This window comes from Streptomyces sp. NPDC006487 (genome assembly GCF_042870555.1).
GTDB lineage: Bacteria > Actinomycetota > Actinomycetes > Streptomycetales > Streptomycetaceae > Streptomyces.
This window is the reverse complement of sequence record NZ_JBIAHN010000004.1, coordinates 307,963-325,882: the sequence shown is the minus strand read 5'-3', so window position 1 is coordinate 325,882 and position 17,920 is coordinate 307,963. Positions and strand designations below refer to the sequence as shown.

General features: G+C 71.6%; 20 protein-coding genes. 8 read left to right on the top strand and 12 right to left on the bottom strand.

The genetic code is table 11. The features are described from left to right. The first annotated feature begins 221 nt into the window (after window positions 1-221). The 5 genes from ACFYM0_RS08955 (at window position 222) to ACFYM0_RS08935 (ending at window position 3,754) form a co-directional block, all read left to right on the top strand. A complete protein-coding gene (locus tag ACFYM0_RS08955) occupies window positions 222-494 on the top strand; it encodes a UBP-type zinc finger domain-containing protein (protein ID WP_250741351.1) in 273 nt (90 codons plus the stop codon). A 161-nt stretch (window positions 495-655) separates the two neighbouring features. After that, window positions 656-2,299: an FAD-dependent oxidoreductase gene (locus ACFYM0_RS08950; protein ID WP_388498522.1), complete on the top strand. Its 1,644-nt coding sequence runs from the start codon at window positions 656-658 to the stop codon at window positions 2,297-2,299. 60 nt (window positions 2,300-2,359) lie between these two features. Beyond that, entirely contained in the window at window positions 2,360-2,857 is a 498-nt protein-coding gene (locus ACFYM0_RS08945; RefSeq protein WP_388498294.1) for a hypothetical protein, read from the top strand. A gap of 91 nt (window positions 2,858-2,948) precedes the next feature. Continuing rightward, on the top strand, window positions 2,949-3,278 hold the full coding sequence (locus tag ACFYM0_RS08940; RefSeq protein ID WP_327251753.1) for an antibiotic biosynthesis monooxygenase family protein: 330 nt from the start codon (window positions 2,949-2,951) through the stop codon (window positions 3,276-3,278). Then, window positions 3,275-3,754, top strand: a complete 480-nt coding sequence (locus ACFYM0_RS08935; RefSeq protein ID WP_327251754.1) for a group II truncated hemoglobin — start codon at window positions 3,275-3,277, stop codon at window positions 3,752-3,754. Before ACFYM0_RS08940 ends, ACFYM0_RS08935 begins: the two co-directional genes overlap by 4 nt. Window positions 3,755-3,885: 131 nt before the next feature. Here ACFYM0_RS08935 and ACFYM0_RS08930 read toward each other — a convergent pair whose 3' ends face one another. The 5 genes from ACFYM0_RS08930 to rpe all read right to left on the bottom strand — a co-directional run bounded on the left by ACFYM0_RS08930 (window position 3,886) and on the right by rpe (window position 7,048). Further along, entirely contained in the window at window positions 3,886-4,317 is a 432-nt protein-coding gene (locus ACFYM0_RS08930; RefSeq protein WP_388498291.1) for a barstar family protein, read from the bottom strand. Next, on the bottom strand, window positions 4,314-4,799 hold the full coding sequence (locus ACFYM0_RS08925; protein WP_388498288.1) for a ribonuclease domain-containing protein: 486 nt from the start codon (window positions 4,797-4,799) through the stop codon (window positions 4,314-4,316). Before ACFYM0_RS08925 ends, ACFYM0_RS08930 begins: the two co-directional genes overlap by 4 nt. A gap of 49 nt (window positions 4,800-4,848) precedes the next feature. After that, complete coding sequence (locus ACFYM0_RS08920; protein WP_112452447.1) at window positions 4,849-5,073, bottom strand: hypothetical protein; 225 nt, start codon at window positions 5,071-5,073, stop codon at window positions 4,849-4,851. A 136-nt stretch (window positions 5,074-5,209) separates the two neighbouring features. After that, window positions 5,210-6,256, bottom strand: a complete 1,047-nt coding sequence (locus ACFYM0_RS08915) for a sugar-binding transcriptional regulator (RefSeq protein WP_388498286.1) — start codon at window positions 6,254-6,256, stop codon at window positions 5,210-5,212. 105 nt (window positions 6,257-6,361) lie between these two features. Beyond that, on the bottom strand, window positions 6,362-7,048 hold the full coding sequence (gene rpe / locus ACFYM0_RS08910) for a ribulose-phosphate 3-epimerase (protein WP_327251757.1): 687 nt from the start codon (window positions 7,046-7,048) through the stop codon (window positions 6,362-6,364). 665 nt (window positions 7,049-7,713) lie between these two features. Between rpe and ACFYM0_RS08905 the strand changes: the two genes are divergently transcribed. Together ACFYM0_RS08905 and ACFYM0_RS08900 are read left to right on the top strand one after the other, a co-directional pair. Then, window positions 7,714-8,256, top strand: coding sequence for a GNAT family N-acetyltransferase (locus tag ACFYM0_RS08905; RefSeq protein ID WP_388498283.1), 543 nt, complete (start codon window positions 7,714-7,716; stop codon window positions 8,254-8,256). A 26-nt stretch (window positions 8,257-8,282) separates the two neighbouring features. Further along, on the top strand, window positions 8,283-8,741 hold the full coding sequence (locus ACFYM0_RS08900) for a GNAT family N-acetyltransferase (protein WP_388498281.1): 459 nt from the start codon (window positions 8,283-8,285) through the stop codon (window positions 8,739-8,741). Here ACFYM0_RS08900 and ACFYM0_RS08895 read toward each other — a convergent pair. The 5 genes from ACFYM0_RS08895 to ACFYM0_RS08875 all read right to left on the bottom strand — a co-directional run bounded on the left by ACFYM0_RS08895 (window position 8,734) and on the right by ACFYM0_RS08875 (window position 12,694). Then, the gene (locus ACFYM0_RS08895; RefSeq protein ID WP_388498278.1) at window positions 8,734-9,180 is read right to left on the bottom strand and encodes a DUF6069 family protein; all 447 of its coding nucleotides are present in this window, start codon (window positions 9,178-9,180) and stop codon (window positions 8,734-8,736) included. The two genes, ACFYM0_RS08900 and ACFYM0_RS08895, sit on opposite strands and share 8 nt — an antisense overlap. A 312-nt stretch (window positions 9,181-9,492) precedes the next feature. Beyond that, window positions 9,493-10,086, bottom strand: a complete 594-nt coding sequence (locus tag ACFYM0_RS08890; RefSeq protein ID WP_388498277.1) for a hypothetical protein — start codon at window positions 10,084-10,086, stop codon at window positions 9,493-9,495. Further along, window positions 10,083-10,337: a hypothetical protein gene (locus ACFYM0_RS08885; RefSeq protein ID WP_388498276.1), complete on the bottom strand. Its 255-nt coding sequence runs from the start codon at window positions 10,335-10,337 to the stop codon at window positions 10,083-10,085. The genes ACFYM0_RS08890 and ACFYM0_RS08885 overlap by 4 nt, the downstream gene beginning before the upstream one ends. Before the next feature lie 79 nt (window positions 10,338-10,416). Continuing rightward, window positions 10,417-11,277 (bottom strand): TIGR03619 family F420-dependent LLM class oxidoreductase, encoded by an 861-nt coding sequence (locus tag ACFYM0_RS08880; RefSeq protein WP_388498274.1) that lies wholly within the window; start codon window positions 11,275-11,277, stop codon window positions 10,417-10,419. Between the two features lie 199 nt (window positions 11,278-11,476). Further along, window positions 11,477-12,694 carry an ADP-ribosylglycohydrolase family protein gene (locus ACFYM0_RS08875; RefSeq protein WP_388498272.1) on the bottom strand — a complete coding sequence of 406 codons (1,218 nt, stop codon included), beginning with the start codon at window positions 12,692-12,694 and terminating at the stop codon, window positions 11,477-11,479. Window positions 12,695-12,986: 292 nt separating this feature from the next. Here ACFYM0_RS08875 and ACFYM0_RS08870 point away from each other — a divergent pair, with 292 nt between their 5' ends. Beyond that, complete coding sequence (locus ACFYM0_RS08870) at window positions 12,987-14,069, top strand: tyrosine-protein phosphatase (protein WP_388498270.1); 1,083 nt, start codon at window positions 12,987-12,989, stop codon at window positions 14,067-14,069. Between the two features lie 79 nt (window positions 14,070-14,148). Here the strand turns inward: ACFYM0_RS08870 and ACFYM0_RS08865 are convergent, their stop codons facing one another. Next, a complete protein-coding gene (locus tag ACFYM0_RS08865) occupies window positions 14,149-16,746 on the bottom strand; it encodes a bifunctional FO biosynthesis protein CofGH (protein ID WP_388498269.1) in 2,598 nt (865 codons plus the stop codon). A gap of 40 nt (window positions 16,747-16,786) precedes the next feature. Then, window positions 16,787-17,575 (bottom strand): SDR family oxidoreductase, encoded by a 789-nt coding sequence (locus tag ACFYM0_RS08860; RefSeq protein ID WP_388498268.1) that lies wholly within the window; start codon window positions 17,573-17,575, stop codon window positions 16,787-16,789. Between the last annotated feature and the right edge of the window lie 345 nt (window positions 17,576-17,920).

Genomic DNA, 17,920 nt, shown 5'->3' with positions numbered 1-17,920 from the left:
CAAAGCGCTGGTGTGCGACTTCGTGAGGTAGTCGCCCAGGTCATGGGGGCACCTCAGGAAGTCGTCCGGCGATGTCATGAAGTAGCTTCCGGACTACCTGACTTCGGCCGAATCCCTGAACCGCCGCCGGGGCCCCGCCTTATGGTCTGGACGCGCCGGAATCACGGGCGCGCTGCAATCACGGGCGCGAAGCGCGGATGCGCGAGAGAGGGACGGGGACGATGACGATGGACCTGTTGTGCACCCACATCGAGTCGATACGTCCGGTGAAACCCGGTACCGAGGGCTGCGAGGAGTGCCTCGTCTCCGGTGACACCTGGGTGCACCTGCGGATGTGCCTGAGCTGCGGGCACGTCGGCTGCTGCGATTCCTCGAAGAACCGTCACGCCACCAGGCACTACGGGACCACCGCGCACCCCATCGCGGCCTCCCACGAGCCCGGCGAGGACTGGGCCTGGTGCTACGCCGACAAGCTGATGCTGGACCCGGCGTGAGCGCGGCCCCGGAGAGCGCCGCGGCCGCGGGCACCGTGCCCACGACCAGCACGCCCACGAGCAGCACCCCCACCGGTCCCCCTGCCGGCACCGCGCCCACGAGCACCGCCACCGCGACCGCCGAGGCCGCGGCGCGGGCGGAGAACCGCAAGCCCGTCATCCTGGCCGTGGACGACGACCCGCAGGTGCTGCGCGCCGTCCGCCGCGACCTGCGCAGCGCGTACGGCGACCGCTACCGGGTGCTCGGCGCCTCCTCGGCGGCCGACGCGCTCAAGATCCTGGACTCCCTCGACGAGCGCGGCCACGACCCGGCGCTCTTCCTCGTCGACCAGCGGATGCCGGACGTCACCGGGGTCGAGTTCCTGCTGGAGGCCGTCAGCCGCTTCCCCGACGCCCGGCGCGTGCTCCTCACCGCGTACGCCGAGACGGACGCGGCGATCACCGCCATCAACCGGGTCCGCCTGGACTACTACCTGCTCAAGCCCTGGGACCCGCCGCACGAGCGGCTCTTCCCGGTCCTGGACGACCTCCTGTCCGACTGGCTCGCCACCTACCGCCCCGCGTACGACGGGATCATCGTCGCGGGCCACCTGGTCTCCCCCGGCACCCACGCCGTCCGGGACTTCTTCACCCGCAACGGCCAGCCCTTCCGCTTCCTCAACGTCGAGCGGGACCCCGAGGCGCTGACCGTGATCGCCGCCGCCCAGCCCGACGCCGCCCTGCCCCTGGTCCGCTTCCCCGACGGGTCGGTGCTCTCCGCCCCGACGGACACGCAGCTCGCCCAGCGCCTGGGACTGGCCACCACCGCCTCGCGCCCGCACTACGAGTGCGTCATCGTCGGCGCGGGCCCGGCGGGCCTCGCGGCCGGCGTCTACTCCGCCTCCGAGGGCCTGTCCACGCTCATGCTGGACTCCCGCGCCCCGGGCGGCCAGGCTGGCACCTCCAGCCTGATCGAGAACTACCTCGGCTTCCCCTCGGGCCTCTCCGGCGGCGACCTGACCCGCCGCGCCACCATCCAGGCCTCCCGCTTCGGAGCCGAGATCCTGCACCCGGTGGAGGTGATCTCGCTGACCCGCGACGACCCGGCGAAGATCCTGACCCTGGCGGACGGCACGGAGATCAGCGCCGAGACGGTGCTCCTGGCGACCGGGGTCTCGTACAACCGCCTGGACGCCCCCGGCGCGGACCGCTTCGAGGGCGCCGGGCTCTACTACGGCGCGGCGACCACGGAGAGCTCTGCCTGCATCTCGCAGCACGTGTTCATCGTGGGCGGGGCCAACTCGGCCGGCCAGGCCGCCGTGCACTTCGCCAAGTACGCCGCCCGGGTCACCATCCTGGTCCGCGCGGCCTCGCTCGACGACAGCATGTCCCGCTACCTGATCGACGAGATCGAGCGCACCCCCAACATCGAGGTACGGATCCGCACGACGGTCGTCAGCCTGCACGGCGAGGACCACCTCGAACGCCTGACCCTCCACGACTCCGGGACCGGCGAGGACAAGGAGATCCCGGCCCGCTTCATGTTCACCTTCATCGGCGCCCGCCCGCACACGGGGTGGCTGGCCGGGGTGGTCGAGCGGGACGAGTACGGCTTCGTCCTCACCGGCTCGGACCTGATCTCCAACGGCGGCGAACTCCCGGCGGAGTGGAGCCTGGAGCGCGCCCCGTACCCGCTGGAGACCAGCGTCCCCGGGGTCTTCGCGGCGGGGGACGTACGGGCCCACTCGGTCAAACGGGTCGCCTCGGGCGTGGGCGAGGGAGCCATGGCGGTCTCCCTGATCCACCGGTACCGCTCGATGGGCTGAGAGCGAACATCCCGCCGGCCCGCTTGCGATCAAGGACGGGCCGGACGCACCGTTGATTACATGATTACATCCGAGCAGAACGAAGAGCTCCGCACCTGGTTCGCCGAGCACCTGCCGGTGGACGTCTACACCTCGCTCCTCTCGGTCACGGTCGACCGGGAGGAGATCACCGTCGTCGGCGCGATCCCCGAGAACGAATCGGTCGCCGCCTTCCGCGAGCGCACCCGCGAACAGCGCATGGAAGTCGCCCGGGAGGCGGAGGAGCTCTACCGCCGCAAGGTGTCCTGGGCCGCCCGGTCGGGCGAGGAGCAGACCCTCTTCACCCACCTCGCCGTCCCCGTCATGACCCGCCTGCGCCAGCCCGAGCGCCAGGTCCTCGACACCCTGGTCGCGGGCGGCGTCGCCCGCAGCCGCGCCGACGCCCTGGCCTGGTGCGTCCGCCTGGTCGGACGCAACACCGACACCTGGCTGACGGACCTGCGCGAGTCCCTGGACCGGGTCCAGCAGGTCCGCGCGGAGGGTCCGGACCTCGCCGACTCCCAGAAGTCCGGGTCATAACGGCGAAAGATCTCCCCGCGCCCGCAAGATCGCGCAAGCCTGGCACGGACCACCGGCGATCAACGCCCGACCCCAGGGAGAGGCCCGCACCATGACCACCACCGTCGAATACATCCGCTACCGGATCGCATTGGACGACCAGCCGGCCTTCGAAGAGGCGTACGTCAGGGCCTCCGAGGCCCTGGCCGCCTCGCCGGAGTGCATCGACTACGAACTCGCCCGCTGTGAGGAGGAGCCCGAGCGCTACATCCTCCGCATCCGCTGGACCTCGATCGACGCCCACCTGAACGGATTCCGCAAGGGCGAGCACTTCCCCGCGTTCTTCAGCGCGATCCGCCCGTACGTCACGGCCATCGAGGAAATGCAGCACTACCTCGTCACCAAGGTGGCCGGCCCCGGAAAGGCTTCCACCCCGTCATGAGCACCACACCGGACACCACGCCCACCATCTACGAATGGATGGGCGGCGCGGAGGCGATGAACCGCCTCACGGACGTCTTCTACGCCCGAGCCCTGCAGGACGAGATCCTCGCCCCGGTCTTCGCGGGCATGGACTCCGAGCACCCCCAGCACGTCGCGGTCTGGCTGGCGGAGGTCTTCGGCGGCCCGAAGCAGTACACCGCCGCCCACGGCGGCCACCAGCACATGGCCACCAAGCACCTGGGCCGCGGCATCACCGAACAGCAGCGCCGCCGCTGGGTGGACCTCCTGACGGACACGGCCGACGAGGTGGGCCTCCCCACGGACCCGGAGTTCCGCGCGGTCTTCGCGTACTACATCGAATGGGGCACCCGCATGGCCCTGATCTACTCGGGCCCCAACCCACCCCCGGTGGACGCGGCCGACATCCCGGTCTGGTCCTGGGGCCAAACCCCACCCTGGATCCCGAAGTCCTGACCCAACCCCCCGGCGGAGCCCCACGGCTCCGCCGGGCAGATCCAGCCTCGCCGGCGTCTGAGCTGCGGGGTACGGGGCAGAGCCCCGAATCCTTCAGCCCCGCCGCGCCATCCGACCCCGCCGGGTCACATTCAGCCCCGCCGGCGCTTGAGGCGCGGGGTACGGGGCGGAGCCCCGGCAGCCGGACCCGGGCCGGACTCGGCGAGCAGCACCGTCAGCCCGGGCCCATCGCCCTCGGACTCGGCCCGCCAGAAATCGACGGCCTCCTCCAGGATCTCGCTCAACGTCTCCCAGTCCGCAGGCCGAGCCTCCGCGTACCCACGCCACGAGGTCACCGCCAGCAGCCGCCCCGGCGCAGCAGGCAACCACGACAGATCCCGCAGCGCATCGGCCAGCGCATCCCAGTTCCCCCCGACCCACGGCGGCAGCCCCAGCGCGCCGCCACACCGCCGCATCAGCTCCGCCTTGCTCCGTACGCCGTCCAGATCCAGCCGTACGGTCGCCCAGCCGGCGGCCTCGGCCGCTTCGAGCGCGGGGGCCAGGGGCCGCGGGTCCAAGGTCATCGGAGAACCGCCTTGAAGGTCTCGTAGTGGTCGTCCGTGTAGAAGAACTCCCCGCCCCCACCGGTCACGATCCGCCGGGCCCCACGGTCCCGCTCACCGGGCGTCTTCACGGTGAACTCGTGGTAGTAGCCACGCTTCTTCTGCGGCAGGACCTTCTCGAAATTGCCGAAGACGGTCCCGTCCTGCCGGTACTGGTACGGCCCGCCCTTGTCGATCAGCGCAAGCACGTCCCGGGCCTGCTGCGGCAATGCCGAGGCCCGTACCGTCGCCATCCCCTTCGCCCATCCGGGCGTCGGCACAGCGGAACTCGCCGCCCCGCTCGGGGCAACGTCAACGCGGGAGCCGGCGCTCGCGCCCGTACTGGCGGCCGCGGCAGGCGCGGGTTTCTTCCCGCTGCAACCCACCGCACCGACCAGCGACGCGCAGAGGAACACGGCCCCCAGCACACGCAGCAACGATCGGGGCACGTTCCGAAAGATCATGCACCGATCGTGCCAAATATCCGATTCGCCCGCGAATCGCGCGATGGCTTCAGAGGGCGGCCATCTTGGTGTACGGACTCAGGATGCGCTTGCGGACCTCAGGCCCGAATTCAACGAGGACAGCGATCCCCTCCTCAACGGCGACGACACGGCCGAGGCCGTGCTCATCGTGAGTAACCCGGTCGCCCACGCTGAAGTGCCGGAGCGGCGCTTCCACGGGGGCCTTGAACGGGCTGGACGGCAGGTGGCGGCGAGGTACTGCGGACTTTGTCATTGCACCCAGTATGCGCCCAGCAGGCCGCCCAACGGTCCGCCGTTCGGATCTCAATTACGGCACCATCCGCATCGGCGAACATCGCGTGCCCGCGTTTGACCGGCATTCGTCCGGACAATCGGACCAATCCGAACAATCACTCGTCGGGGTCGGCCCGCTCCAGCGCCGGCCGCAAACCGGGCTCCGATTCGGTCAGCAGGTAGTCCGCGACGGCAGTGTCGGTGACCAGACTCGTCACGAGCCCCGAGCGCAGCACCGCCCCGATCGCGGACGCCTTGCGCAGCCCGCCGGCGATGGCCACGACCTCGGGGATCCGGCGCAGCCGGTCCGCCTCCACGGTGATGCACCGCTCGCCGAGGTCCCGCCCGACCCGACGCCCCTGGGCGTCGAAGAGGTGGGCGGACATTTCGGCGGCGACGCCCAGCGAGGCGTAGTGCGCCCGCTCCTCGTCGCTCAGCATGTCGTGGACGGTCGAGATGCCCGGCTCCCAGGACCCGATGGAGACGGCGGCGACCGTCACCTTGTCGAAGTACTCGAAGGCCCGCGCGATCCCCGTCTGGTTCCGCAGGGCGGCCGCGGTGGCCGGATCGGGCAGCAGCATCGGCGCGTAGATCGGGTGCGCGTCCCCGCCCGACACCTGCGCGGCCCTGCGGACGGCCTCCACGGACCCGCGCTCGGCCGTACCGGCGTCGTACACGCCCGTCAGCTGGACGACGGTGCAGGGGGGAAGCCGGTGCAGGGACGCCGCCATGTGGATGGTCGACCGCCCCCACGCGAGGCCGAGCACGTCCCCCTCGTTGACGAGCTCACCCAGCAGATCGGCGGCTACGGCACCCAGGTTCTCCGGGTCCGGCGCGTCCTCGGTGGCATCCGCGGGGGACTCCACGACCACGGCGTGCCGCAGCCCGTACCGGGCGCGCAGCGCGTCGGACCGCTCCGCGTCCAGCTCGGCCGGCACGCGGATCTCGATGCGTACGAGGTCGCGCTCCAGGGCGGTCTCCAGGACCCGGGCCACCTTGAAGCGGCTCACGCCGAACTCCTCGGCGATCTGGATCTTGGACTTCCCCTCCAGGTAGAAGCGGCGCGCCATGGCCGCCGCCTGCACCAGCTCCGCGGGTCCCATCCGCAGGGCTGACCGTCCCGCCGACATTGCAGACACCGCGTTCTCCTCACTGCTGTTCACACCATCGTGTTCACACTCTCGACTCGCCGTTCATCCTGTCAGATCCGACGGCCGTTGATCAGCCTGGACAGCTCCCGTTCATCGAGCTGTTCACCAAGCCTTGCTTCAGTGGTTGCAAGCCCAGGGCGCGGCGGCGATCGCCGCACCCGCCTGGTCACGCAGCGTGCGTACGGCTGCCGCCGGATCGACCGCTCCGTAGACCGCGCTGCCCGCCACGAACACGTCCGCACCGGCCTCCGCACACCGCTCGATGGTCGTGGCGGAGACCCCTCCGTCGACCTGCAGCCACAGCTCGAGACCGTGCTTGGAGATCAGCTCCCGGGTCCGGCGGATCTTGGGCAGCATGATGTCGAGGAAGGGCTGACCGCCGAAGCCGGGCTCCACGGTCATGATCAACAGCATGTCGAGCTCGGGAAGGATGTCCTCGTACTGCTCGATCGGCGTCGCGGGCTTCAGCGCCATGGACGCCCGCGCCCCCTTGGCCCGGATCTCCCGCGCGAGCCGCACGGGCGCGGCGGCGGCCTCGGCGTGGAAGGTCACGGAGCCGGCACCGGCCTCGATGTACTGGGGGGCCCAGCGGTCGGGGTCCTCGATCATGAGGTGCAGATCGAGCGGGATGTCCGTGGCCCGGCTCAGCGACTCCACGATCGGCACGCCGAGGGTGAGGTTCGGGACGAAGTGGTTGTCCATGACGTCGACATGCAGCCAGTCGGCCCCCTGAACGGCCTTCGCCTCCTCGGCGAGCCGGGCGAAGTCGGCGGACAAGATGCTGGGATTGATCTGAACGGCCATGCCCCAAGCGTGCCATGCCGCCAGCGCCTTCCGGCCACTACCCCGGAACTGGGGCCGTAGGGCGGGATCGGGGTGTGGGGGTGGGGGTGTGGGGGTGGGGGTGTGGGGGTGGGTGGTTGGCCGGCTTGTGCTGCGGGTGTGGTGGTGGCTTTGACAGGGGTTCGGGGGGCGTCCCGGTAGTCCAGTGTTCTTTCGGCGTGGGCCGGTCCCTCAAGGGCGCTCCCTGCGGTCGCGTCGCTACGCGATGGCCTTCGGCCACCCTTGACCGACCGACCCACGCCGAAAAGCCACAAGACTTCCGGGATCCCCCCGGGGAACGGCCGGGAGGGAGGTGAGGGGAGGAGCGGCCTCGTCTGAGATGCGCAGCCCCCTTGTGTCAGGGGGCAACTGTGTACGGCCCCGGCAGGACCGTGACCTCGGCCGGAACGGACGCGCGGGGCGATCGGAGCATCCAGGGCCGGGCGCCTGGACACCCTTCCCGTGACCGTCGACCGCCACCACGAGCGAGAGGACGACGGGAAGGGCTTCAGGGTCGGTGGGCGCGACAGATCGCTACACACTCCCACTCGGCTAAGCGACTACCGACCGTCCGTGGCTGAGAGATGCACGGGTGACCGCGATCTATTGGGTTGCCGCCGGACGGCGCGGTCGGATAGGAAACTCGCATGCTAAAGGGCAACACGGTTGGGCTCAGGGCCCGGCACGAGGACGACATCCCGATCCTGCATGCCGGACTTCACGACGACGTCGTCACGGCTTCGCGGGCTACTGGTCACCCGTGGCGGCCGCTCATGGCCGGCTCGGAGGCCCTGTCGTTCATGGTGGACGACAAGGAGCAGGGGCACGTTCCGTTCTCCGTGGTGGACCTGGAGAGCGGCGCGCTGATCGGCACCGCGACGCTCTGGGGCATCGACAACCACAATCGGTCCGCGCACGTCGGACTCGGGCTGTTGCCCTCTGCCAGGGGCAAGAGCCACAGCACCGACGTGGTCGCGGTCCTGTGCCACTACGGCTTCGTCGTACGCGGTCTGCACCGGCTGCAGATCGAGACGCTGGCGGACAACATCGCGATGATCCGCGCCACCGAACGCAACGGCTTCGTCCGCGAGGGCGTGCTGCGCTCCTCGGCTTGGGTGATGGGTGAGTTTCTGGACGAAGTCCTGTTCGGTCTCCTGGCCCAGGACTGGAAGCCCGCCCCGAAGGTCTAGGACGGTTGGCGCGTAGCCTGGTGATCATGGGGGACTGGGAGATGCGGCCGGCTTCGGCGGGGGACGTCGAGGCGGTGGCCGAGCTGAGGGCCGTGGTGCTGAGGGCGGATCTGGAGCGGCTCGGGCGGTACGACGAGCAGCGGGTGCGGCAGCGGCTGCGGGACGGGTTCGAGCCTGCGCACACCTGGGTGATCGAGGTGGGCGGTACGTTCGCCGGCTGCGTGTCGCTGCGGCCGGCCGAGGACGCCCACTGGCTGGAGCACTTTTACCTGGCCCCGCATCTGCAGGGCAGAGGGATCGGCGGGGCCGTCCTGCGTGGCCTGCTGGAGCAGCGCGACCGCAACGGCACCAGGGTGCGGCTGAATGTGCTGCAGGGCAGTGCGGCCCGGGGGTTGTACGAGCGGCACGGGTTCAGACTTGAGGTCGAGGATCCGGTGGACGTGTTCATGGTGCGCGAACCGGTCTCGACCGTGCATCTCAACTGATCCGGGACGCCCCATGGCTGCGGCGGTGGATCTGCAGAGTTGCGACGACCGCCACGCCGAGGGTGATGTGCATCAGGGACAGGGCTGCGACGGTGCCTCCGTCGGCGCCGGACGACAACGGGCCGGCAGCCGACAGCAGGGCCAGCCCGCCGCCCACGTACTGCGCGATCCGCAGGAAGACCGGCTTCCACAGGGCCAGCAGGAAGGCGGCGCCCGTCCCGACGGCCAACGGGACGACGGAGGCGCCGATGACACCCCCGACGGTGATCGGGTGCTCTGTGGCGCCGTTGACGATGACGAGCGGTGCACCGGCCAGCTTGGCGACGGCAAGAACGATCAGATTGACCACGACCGCACCGATCGCGCCGATGGCCAGCGCCTTCCACCAGGCGAGGCCGGATGTGGTGGGCACAGAGGTGGCAACGGCACTGCTAGACATGGGACTTCCTCCAGCACATGAAGTGTTGTTGCGCTGCCCTACGGCCAGCGTCATACGAGGAAGCCTCCAACCTCAACTCCACTTGAGGTCAAGCCCTGTTCGCCCTGGATCAGCCACGGACGGCCGGTAGTCGCTTAGCCGAGCGGGAGTGTGTAGCGATCTGTCGCGCCCACCGACCCTGAAGCCCTTCCCGTCGTCCTTGCGCTCGTGGTGGCGGTCGACGGTCTCGGGAAGGGTGTCCAGACGCCCGCCCCTGGATGCTCCGAGCCACCACCCCACCCGCAGCACAAGCCGGCCACCCCCAGCCCAGGTTCAGGGCGTGCGGCACCGGTAGCGTGGCGCGCTGTCGTCCGGCTGGTCCGGGCTCGCGAAGTGGAACGGGACTCCGAGGTGGGCCGCCAGGGCGGTGCCAGCGCGGGTGGTCGCGGCTGCGTGGGGGTCCAGGGGGCCGCGGTCGGCGCCTTCGGCTTCGAGGGCGCGGGTGCCCGTGCCCCAGTAGACGGTGGCCAGTTCGTGTTCGCCGGTCGGGTCCTCCGTCAGGGCGAGCAGCCGCACGAACCAGTCGTGGACCGTGTCCCCGTCCCAGACGGCCTCGATCGCCACCACCCGGGCCCGGATGCCGGAGGCGATGGCGGCGAGCGACTCCAGGTCGAGCGGGCAGTCGGGGGTGCGGGCCACCCGGTCGCCGAAGTGGACGTACCGGTCGGACACCAGTTTCTGGGCCTCGTAGAGCCCCACCCCCTGGGCGCGACGGGCCTCCCAGACGACGCGGACGGCGTTCATCAGGCGGTCCTGGAGGACGTACCCGTCCACCTGGCGGCGGATGCCTTCGGGGAGGTGCTCCCACAGTTCGTGCAGTTCGTGCAGTTCGTGCAGTTCGCGCAGTTCATGCAGGTCCTCGCTCATGCCGAGGCCTCCGGGACGAACAGGCTGACCTGGTAAGTCGACGGGTGCGCGAGGCGGCCGCAGAAGAGGTCGATGCGGAGCTGCGACGGGTCGGTGACCGTGCCGTCGGCCCGCAGGCGGCCGACGTACGCCCGGAGCTCCGACTCCTCGGTCGTCGAGAACAGCGGCTCCCAGCGGCCGGGGGCGTCCGCCGTCCGCTGGGTGGCTCGAATCCTGCTGCGTGTGCGTGCGCGCTTGCGTTGGCCCGGCATGGGGTCATGTTCGCCGTGGACGGCTCCCCGATGCCATCGGGTTTCGACCGGCCGGGGTGTCACCTCGCCCCGGCCCCCGCTACAGGTACTGCCCGAACCCGTCCAGGATCCGCAGGATCTCCGCCTCTCCCTCCGAGGGGAGCTGGAGGACGACCTCCTCGATGCCGAGGTCGGCGTAGTGGGACATCTTCCCGGGGGTCGGCTGGACGGCGTACGGGACCACCTGGAGGGACTTCGGGTCGCGGCCGGCGGCCTCCCAGACCTGGCGCAGGGCCGGGAGGGCCTCCGTCAAGCCGCCGCCGCCGATCGGGAGCCAGCCGTCGCCGTGGTCGGCGATGGCTGCGAACAGCTTCGGGCCGGCTTGGCCGCCGATCAGGGTGCGCGGGCCGTACAGGGGGACGCCCGGGGCGAGTTCCCGCGGGGACTGGGCGGGCTTGGGGTGGGCCGAGCTGGCCTGGACGGAGGAGAACTGGCCCACGTACGCCGTGGGGTGCGGGGACCACAGGCTCCGCATCAGGGCCATGCGGTCGCGGACCAGTTCGCGGCGGGTGCGCCACTCGACTCCGTGGTCGGCGGCCTCCTCGACGTTCCAGCCGTAGCCGATGCCGAGGGTCACGCGGCCGCCGGACAGGTGGTCCAGCGTGGCGACCTGCTTCGCGAGGTCGATGGGGTCGTGCTGGGCGACGAGGGTGATGCCGGTGCCGAGTTGGAGCCGCTCGGTGACGGCGGAGGCCTGGCCGAGGGCCACGAAGGGGTCCAGGGTGCGGCCGTACATCTCCGGGAGCTCGCCGCCCATCGGGGCCGGGGTGACGCGGCTGACCGGGATGTGGGTGTGCTCGGGCAGGTAGAGGCCGGAGAAGCCGCGCTCCTCCAGGGCCCGGGCGAGGGGTACGGGAGCGATGGTGCGGTCGGTGAGGAAGACGGTCGTGGCGATCCGCATGTGCGCTGACACCTCCGTGGTGTGGGGAGGGCCAAAGTAAGGCTTCGCGCGTGCGGAGGGCAGGGGCGTGCGTCGGCCATGGCCGGGGGCGGGTACGGAGCGGAGCCGGGGGGCGGGCGGTTCCCCGGTGTCGGCTCCGGCGGCAGCCCGGTGACGGCCCCGGTGTCGGCCCGTGGTGTCAGCCCCGCGGCCCCCGGTGTCAGCCCCGCGGGTACCGGGTCAGCCAGGCGGTGGAGGTGGCCGTCGGGCCGTGGAGGGCGGGGCCCTGGGTCATCTCCAAGGCGAAGTCGTCGGCGAGTTCCAGGACCGTGGCGCGGCCTTCGAGGCCCGCGAGCCAGGCCGCCGGAAGGGCCGTTTCGCCGTGCTGTGCGCCGAGCAGGGAGCCGCACAGGGTGCCGGTGGCCGCGGAGTCGCCGCCGTGGTTCACCGCGAGGCGCAGGCCGTGCGCCACGTTCTCGGCGACGAGGGCGCAGTACACGGCGATGGCGAGGACCTCCTCGGCCTGGCGGCCGTGGCCGGGGGACAGGCCCTCGATCGTCTGCGGCGAGGGGACGCCCGTGGTGACGGCGCCGAGCGCGCGCTGCAGGGCGTCCGTGACGGGCTGGTGGCCGGGGCGGACGCCGAGCAGGCCCAGCGCGCGCTGGACGGCCGAGTCGAGGGATTCGCCGCGGGTCAGACCGTGGACGATGACCGCGTGGGCGCCGGCCGACAGGTAGGCGGTGGGGTGTCCGTGGCTCTGCGCGGCGCATTCGACGGCGAGTTGCAGGACCAGCGCCGGTTCCCAGCCGACCAGCAGCCCGAAGGGCGCGGAACGGGTGGCGGCGGCCGGGTCCAGGGCGGTCGGGTTCTTCGGCTGGGCGAGCGTGCCGAGGACTCCGTCGGCGAAGCCGGTCAGGCAGGAGCGGTCGGGGGAGCGGCGGGTGTACAGCCATTCCTCCTGCGCGAGCCAGCCGTTGTCCTCGCGGCGCTCGTCGGGGCCCCAGTCGTGCTGGGTGAGGGCCCAGCGGAGGTACGCGCGGTGCACGTCGGTCGGCGGGTGCCAGGCGCCGGTGTCCCGGCGCACGTGGGCCCGTATCAGGCCGTCCACGGTGAACAGGCCGAGCTGGGTGGCGGCGGTGACCTTCGCGCGGGGGGCCGGCTCGGTCAGGCCGGACGGGCCGTGGGCCTGGAGGAGTTCGGGGAGGGACAGGGCGGCGACGGGTGCGCCGAGGGCGTCGCCGATGGCCGAGCCGAGGAGGGTTCCTCTGACGCGGCTACGGAAGTCCTGCTGCTCGGTGCGGCCCCAGAGGCCGGTGGTGACGGCGGCGCGGCCTGTGGCTCCGCCGGTGGGTGCGGGGGGCGACTGGAGGGGCTGGAGGGGCTGGGCTGCCCCGGGCCTGCTCTGTTGCTCCCCGGACGTTTCCGTCGCCGTGTCCATTTCGATCCCCCCGGACTCCCGCGCGTGCTCTGGCGGGCACTGTAGTGGACAGTACCGATCGGGTCCGGAAGTAGTCGGTCATGCGGGCCTCAGGGGGATGGGGAACGGCTGGATTCCGCCGGTCCCCTTCCTGACGCGGGCTTCGCCCCGCTGCACCGGACTCCGCCCCGAGCGGGATGTGTTCCCTCGCCGGCCAGGCGGGTGGCACGTTTTGACAGTCGACTTGCACCCGGCCGGTTTCGGCCATGCCGTGTTCACATTGCGTTATTCGCAGGCCAAGAGTCTCGGGGGCATGAAGAAGGCACTGCTCGCCGCGACCGTCGTCGCCTCCACGCTCACCGTCGCCGTCGTCGCGGCCCCCGCCGCCTCCGCCTCCGGGTGGGACCTCCCCTGGGGCGGCCGGCACCACGGCAACTCCTCCGTTCCCTTCACCGAGGCCACCGTCACCGCCGGTGCCGACGGCGCGTACACCCTGAAGTGGAACGCCAGGGGCACAAAGCGCGTCGAGATCAGGGCGAACGGCAAGGTTGTCGCCAAGGGCGGCGCCCAGGGCGAGGCCGTGGTGGGCGGGCTGCCCGCCGCCGACCGGCAGTGGTTCGACTTCGAGCCCGAGCGCGGTGAGGGCCTGCGCCTGGCCGACCGGCTGATCAAGCTGGAGGGCACCACCAACTTCCGTGACGCGGGCGGCTACCGCACCACGAACGGCCAGTGGGTCAAGATGGGCGAGATCTACCGCTCCGACGCCCTCAACAAGCTCACCGAGAACGACCTCGCCAAGCTCCAGCGCCTGCGCGTCAAGACGGTCTTCGACCTCCGCATGGAGAGCGAGCGCACCACGGACGCGGACAAGGTCCCGGCCGGCGCGCGCTACGTCGTCGCCGACGTCTTCGCGGGCTCCGGCTCCTTCCAGACCATGCCCAAGACCCCCGACGAGGCCGTCAAGGCCATGGTCGACGCCGAGAAGGCCATGGTCAGCGGGGAGGGCGGGAAGAAGGCCTACACGCAGGTCTTCGAAGGCATCGAGCGCGACCGCAACCGCTCCGTCCTGTTCCACTGCACCGCGGGCAAGGACCGTACGGGCTGGGCGAACGCCTCCCTGCTGACCGCCCTCGGCGTGCCGAGCGAGACCGTGATGGCCGACTACCTGGCCAGCAACGACTACCGCAAGGCCGCCAACGACGCGATCCTCTCGCACCTGCCGGCCTCGCACGCCGCCGTCTACAAGCCGCTGCTCGACGTGCGCCCCGAGTACCTCAACGCCGGGTACGACGAGGTCACCGCAAAGTTCGGCAGCTTCGACGCCTACCTCGAGGACGGCCTCGGCATCGACGGCCGCGAGCTGAAGCAGCTGAAGAAGGACCTTCTGGTCGGCTGATCGGCCACCGGGCGAACCTCGACGTGCGGGCCCTGCCGGGCTGTTCCCCGGCCGGGCCCGCACGCGTTCACCACACCCGTCAGTCCAGGACCGGCAGCAGCTCCGGCAGGTGGCCGTCCGAGGCGCGGGCCGCGGCCTGGCGTTCCTCGGGGACCTCGCCGTAGAGGGTCGTACGGGCCTTCGCGGGACGGCCGGCCGCCTGGGCGACGCCGATCAGGTCCTGGACGGACTTGTACGAGCCGTAACCGGAGCCCGCCATCCGGGAGATGGTCTCCTCCATCAAGGTTCCGCCGAGGTCGTTGGCGCCCGAGCGCAGCATCTCCGCCGCGCCCTCCGAGCCCAGCTTCACCCAGCTGGTCTGGATGTTGGTGATGTGCGGGTGGAGCAGGAGGCGGGCCATGGCCGTCACCGCGCGGTTGTCGCGCACCGTCGGGCCGGGGCGGGCGATGCCCGCCAGGTAGACGGGGGCGTTGGTGTGGATGAAGGGAAGCGTCACGAACTCCGTGAAGCCCTCGACGCCCTTCGCGTGTGCGTCCTGCTGGATGCGGGCCAGCGTGCGGAAGTGGCCCAGCCAGTGCCGGGGCTGGTCCACGTGGCCGTACATCATGGTGGACGAGGAGCGGATGCCGAGCTCGTGCGCCGTCGAGACGACGTCGATCCAGTCAGCCGCGGGCAGCTTGCCCTTGGTGAGGACCCAGCGGACCTCGTCGTCCAGGATCTCCGCCGCCGTGCCCGGGATCGAGTCGAGGCCGGCCTCCTTGGCCGCCGTCAGCCAGTCCCGTACCGACATCCCCGTGCGCGTGGCCCCGTTGACCACCTCCATCGGGGAGAAGGCGTGCACGTGCATGCCGGGCACGCGCTCCTTCACGGCCCGCGCGATGTCGAAGTAGGCCGTGCCGGGCAGGTCCGGGTGGATGCCGCCCTGCATGCACACCTCGACCGCGCCCACGTCCCAGGCCTGGGCGGCCCGGTCGGCGACCTGGTCGAGGGAGAGGGTGTACGCGTCCGCGTCGGTGCGGCGCTGCGCGAAGGCGCAGAAGCGGCAGCCGGTGTAACAGACGTTGGTGAAGTTGATGTTGCGGGTCACGATGTACGTGACGTCCTCGCCCACGACCGATTTGCGCAGGTCGTCCGCGATCCGGCAGAGGGCGTCCAGCGCGGGCCCGTCCGCGTGCAGCAGGGCGAGCGCCTGCTCGTCGGTGAGCTTCGTCGGGTCGTCGGCGGCCTGCGCGAGCGCCGCCCGTACGTCCGTGTCGATGCGCTCGGGATCGGGGACCATGCCCGGGGCCGCGGCCTCGCGCAGGGCCTCCCAGTCGCCGTAGACCTCGTCGAAGTCGTCGCGGCGGTCGCCGGTACGGCCCTGCGTGTCGATGGTGGTGTGCAGGTCGGTGCGGCCGTAGGCGGTGAAGCCCTCGTCCGGCTCCTGCCACGGCCGGCCCTCGACCTTCGCGGACTCGTCCGCGAGCCCGCTCTCCGCGTCGGCCAGCGCGCGTACGTGGGGCAGCAGGCGCGGGTCCAGCCAGGGTTCGCCGCGCCGGAGGAACTCCGGATAGATCGTGAGGCGTTCGCGGAGCTCGAAGCCGGCGGCGGCGGTGCGCTCGGCCAGCTCCTCGATGTGCGGCCAGGGGCGCTCGGGGTTCACGTGGTCGGGGGTGAGCGGGGAGACGCCGCCCCAGTCGTCGATGCCTGCGCCGATGAGCAGCGCGTACTCGGAGTCCACCAGGTTCGGCGGCGCCTGGATGCGGGCGCTCGGGCCGAGGAGGTGGCGGGCCACGGCGATCGCCGCCGCGAGTTCCTCCAGCTCCGCGTCGGGCATGCCGCGCATGGCCGTGTCGGGCTTGGCCCGGAAGTTCTGGACGATGACTTCCTGGATGCCGTGGTAGCTGCGCTGGATCCGGCGCAGCTCGAAGAAGGCGTCCGCGCGCTCCTCGTAGGACTCGCCGATGCCGATCAGCACGCCCGTGGTGAAGGGGACGTTGGAGCGTCCGGCGTCTTCGAGCACGCGCAGCCGGACGGCCGGTTCCTTGTCGGGGGAGCCGTGGTGGGGGCCGCCGGGCTCGGACCACAGCCGGGTGGCGGTGGTCTCCAGCATCATCCCCATCGACGGGGCCACCGGCTTGAGGCGCTGGAGGTCCGACCAGGACAGCACTCCGGGGTTCAGGTGCGGGAGGAGGCCGGTCTCCTCCAGGACGCGGATGGCCATGGCGCGCACGTAGGCGAGGGTGTCGTCGTAGCCGTGCGCGTCGAGCCACTCGCGGGCCTCGGGCCAGCGGTCCTCGGGCCGGTCGCCGAGCGTGAACAGGGCTTCCTTGCAGCCCATGGCCGCGCCCTGGCGGGCTATGTCGAGGACCTCGTCGGGGGAGAGGTACATGCCGTGGCCCTCACGGCGGAGCTTGCCGGGGACCGTGACGAAGGTGCAGTAGTGGCACTTGTCGCGGCACAGGCGGGTGAGGGGGATGAAGACCTTGCGCGAGTACGTGATGACGCCGGGCCGGCCGGCGGCTTCGAGTCCGGAGTCCCGCACCCGGGCGGCGGAAGCGGCGAGGTCCTTCAGGGCCTCGCCGCGCGCCTGCAGGAGTACGGCCGCCTCGGTCGCGTCGAGCGCGACGCCGTCGCGGGCGCGGCGGAGCGCGCGGCGCATCGAGTTCTCGGTCGGAGCGTCACTCGGAGTGGTCATGGCCCGAGCATACGATCCGCTCGCGCGCGCACGGAGGGGCTCATCGCATCAGCTCCCCGGCGTTGACCAGCAGGGACTGGCCGGTTATCGCCCGTGCCCGGTCGGAGGCGAGGAAGGCGGCGGCGTCGGCGACGTCCCCGTCGGTGGCGAGGTCCGGCAGCGCCATGCGGTCGGTGAGCCGTGCGTGCACCTCGGCCTCCGGCACGCCTTCGGTGTGCGCGGTGAAGGTGACGAAGGCCTGGACCGGGGGACCCCACATCCAGCCGGGGAGCACGGTGTTCACGCGGATGCGGTGCGGGCCGAGTTCGCGGGCCATGGAGTACATCGCGGAGGTCAGCGCGCCCTTGGAGGCGGCGTAGGCGGCCTGCTGCACCTCGTTGGGGGAGGCGATGGCGGACTGGGTGCCGATGATGACGACGGAGCCGCCGGCGCGCTTCAGCGCGGGCAGGCAGGCGCGGGTCATGCGCAGGGTGCCGAGCAGGTTCACGTCGAGGATCTGCTGCCAGGTGCCGAAGTCGGCGTCCTCCAGCCCCCCGAAGTACGAATCCCAGGCGGCGACGTGCACGACGGCGTCGACCCCGCCGAACCGCTCCTCGGCGAGGGCGGCGAGGGCCTCGCACTGGCGCTCGTCGGAGATGTCGGTCGGCAGGTACGCGGTGTGCGTGCCGTCGGGGTCGATCTCGGCGGCGGCCTTGGCGAGGTTGGCCTCGGTCCGCGCCCCGAGCACGGCGTTGCCGCCGTCGCGGACGACGGTGGCGGCGACCTGGTGGCCTAGGCCGGCGCCTACGCCGGAGACGATGACGGTCTTGCCTTGCAGCAGCAGCGACATGGTGCGGGCCTCCTGGGCGACGCCGGCCTGTATCTGACGGGCCGTCAGGCTACGGCGCGGGGCGCGGGGAGGGAAGGGGTCGGGACCCCGCCGCGGGTGCGTGTGGCGCCGGGGCCGGCGCCGGGGCTGGGGCCGGGTCAGGCCCCGTGCGCCTGCGCGGCGTCGCTGCCGGGGACCAGCTCCCGGACCCCCGCTCCTCAAACGCCGGAGGGGCTGCATGTGCCGCCGGAGGCAATCCAGCGCCGCCGGCGTTTGAGGACCGGGGTCCGGGGCGGAGCCCCGAGGGGTCCGGGCGCAGCCCGGGACCCCGTTCCCGGCCCGTCCGGCGTTTGAGGACCGGGTCAG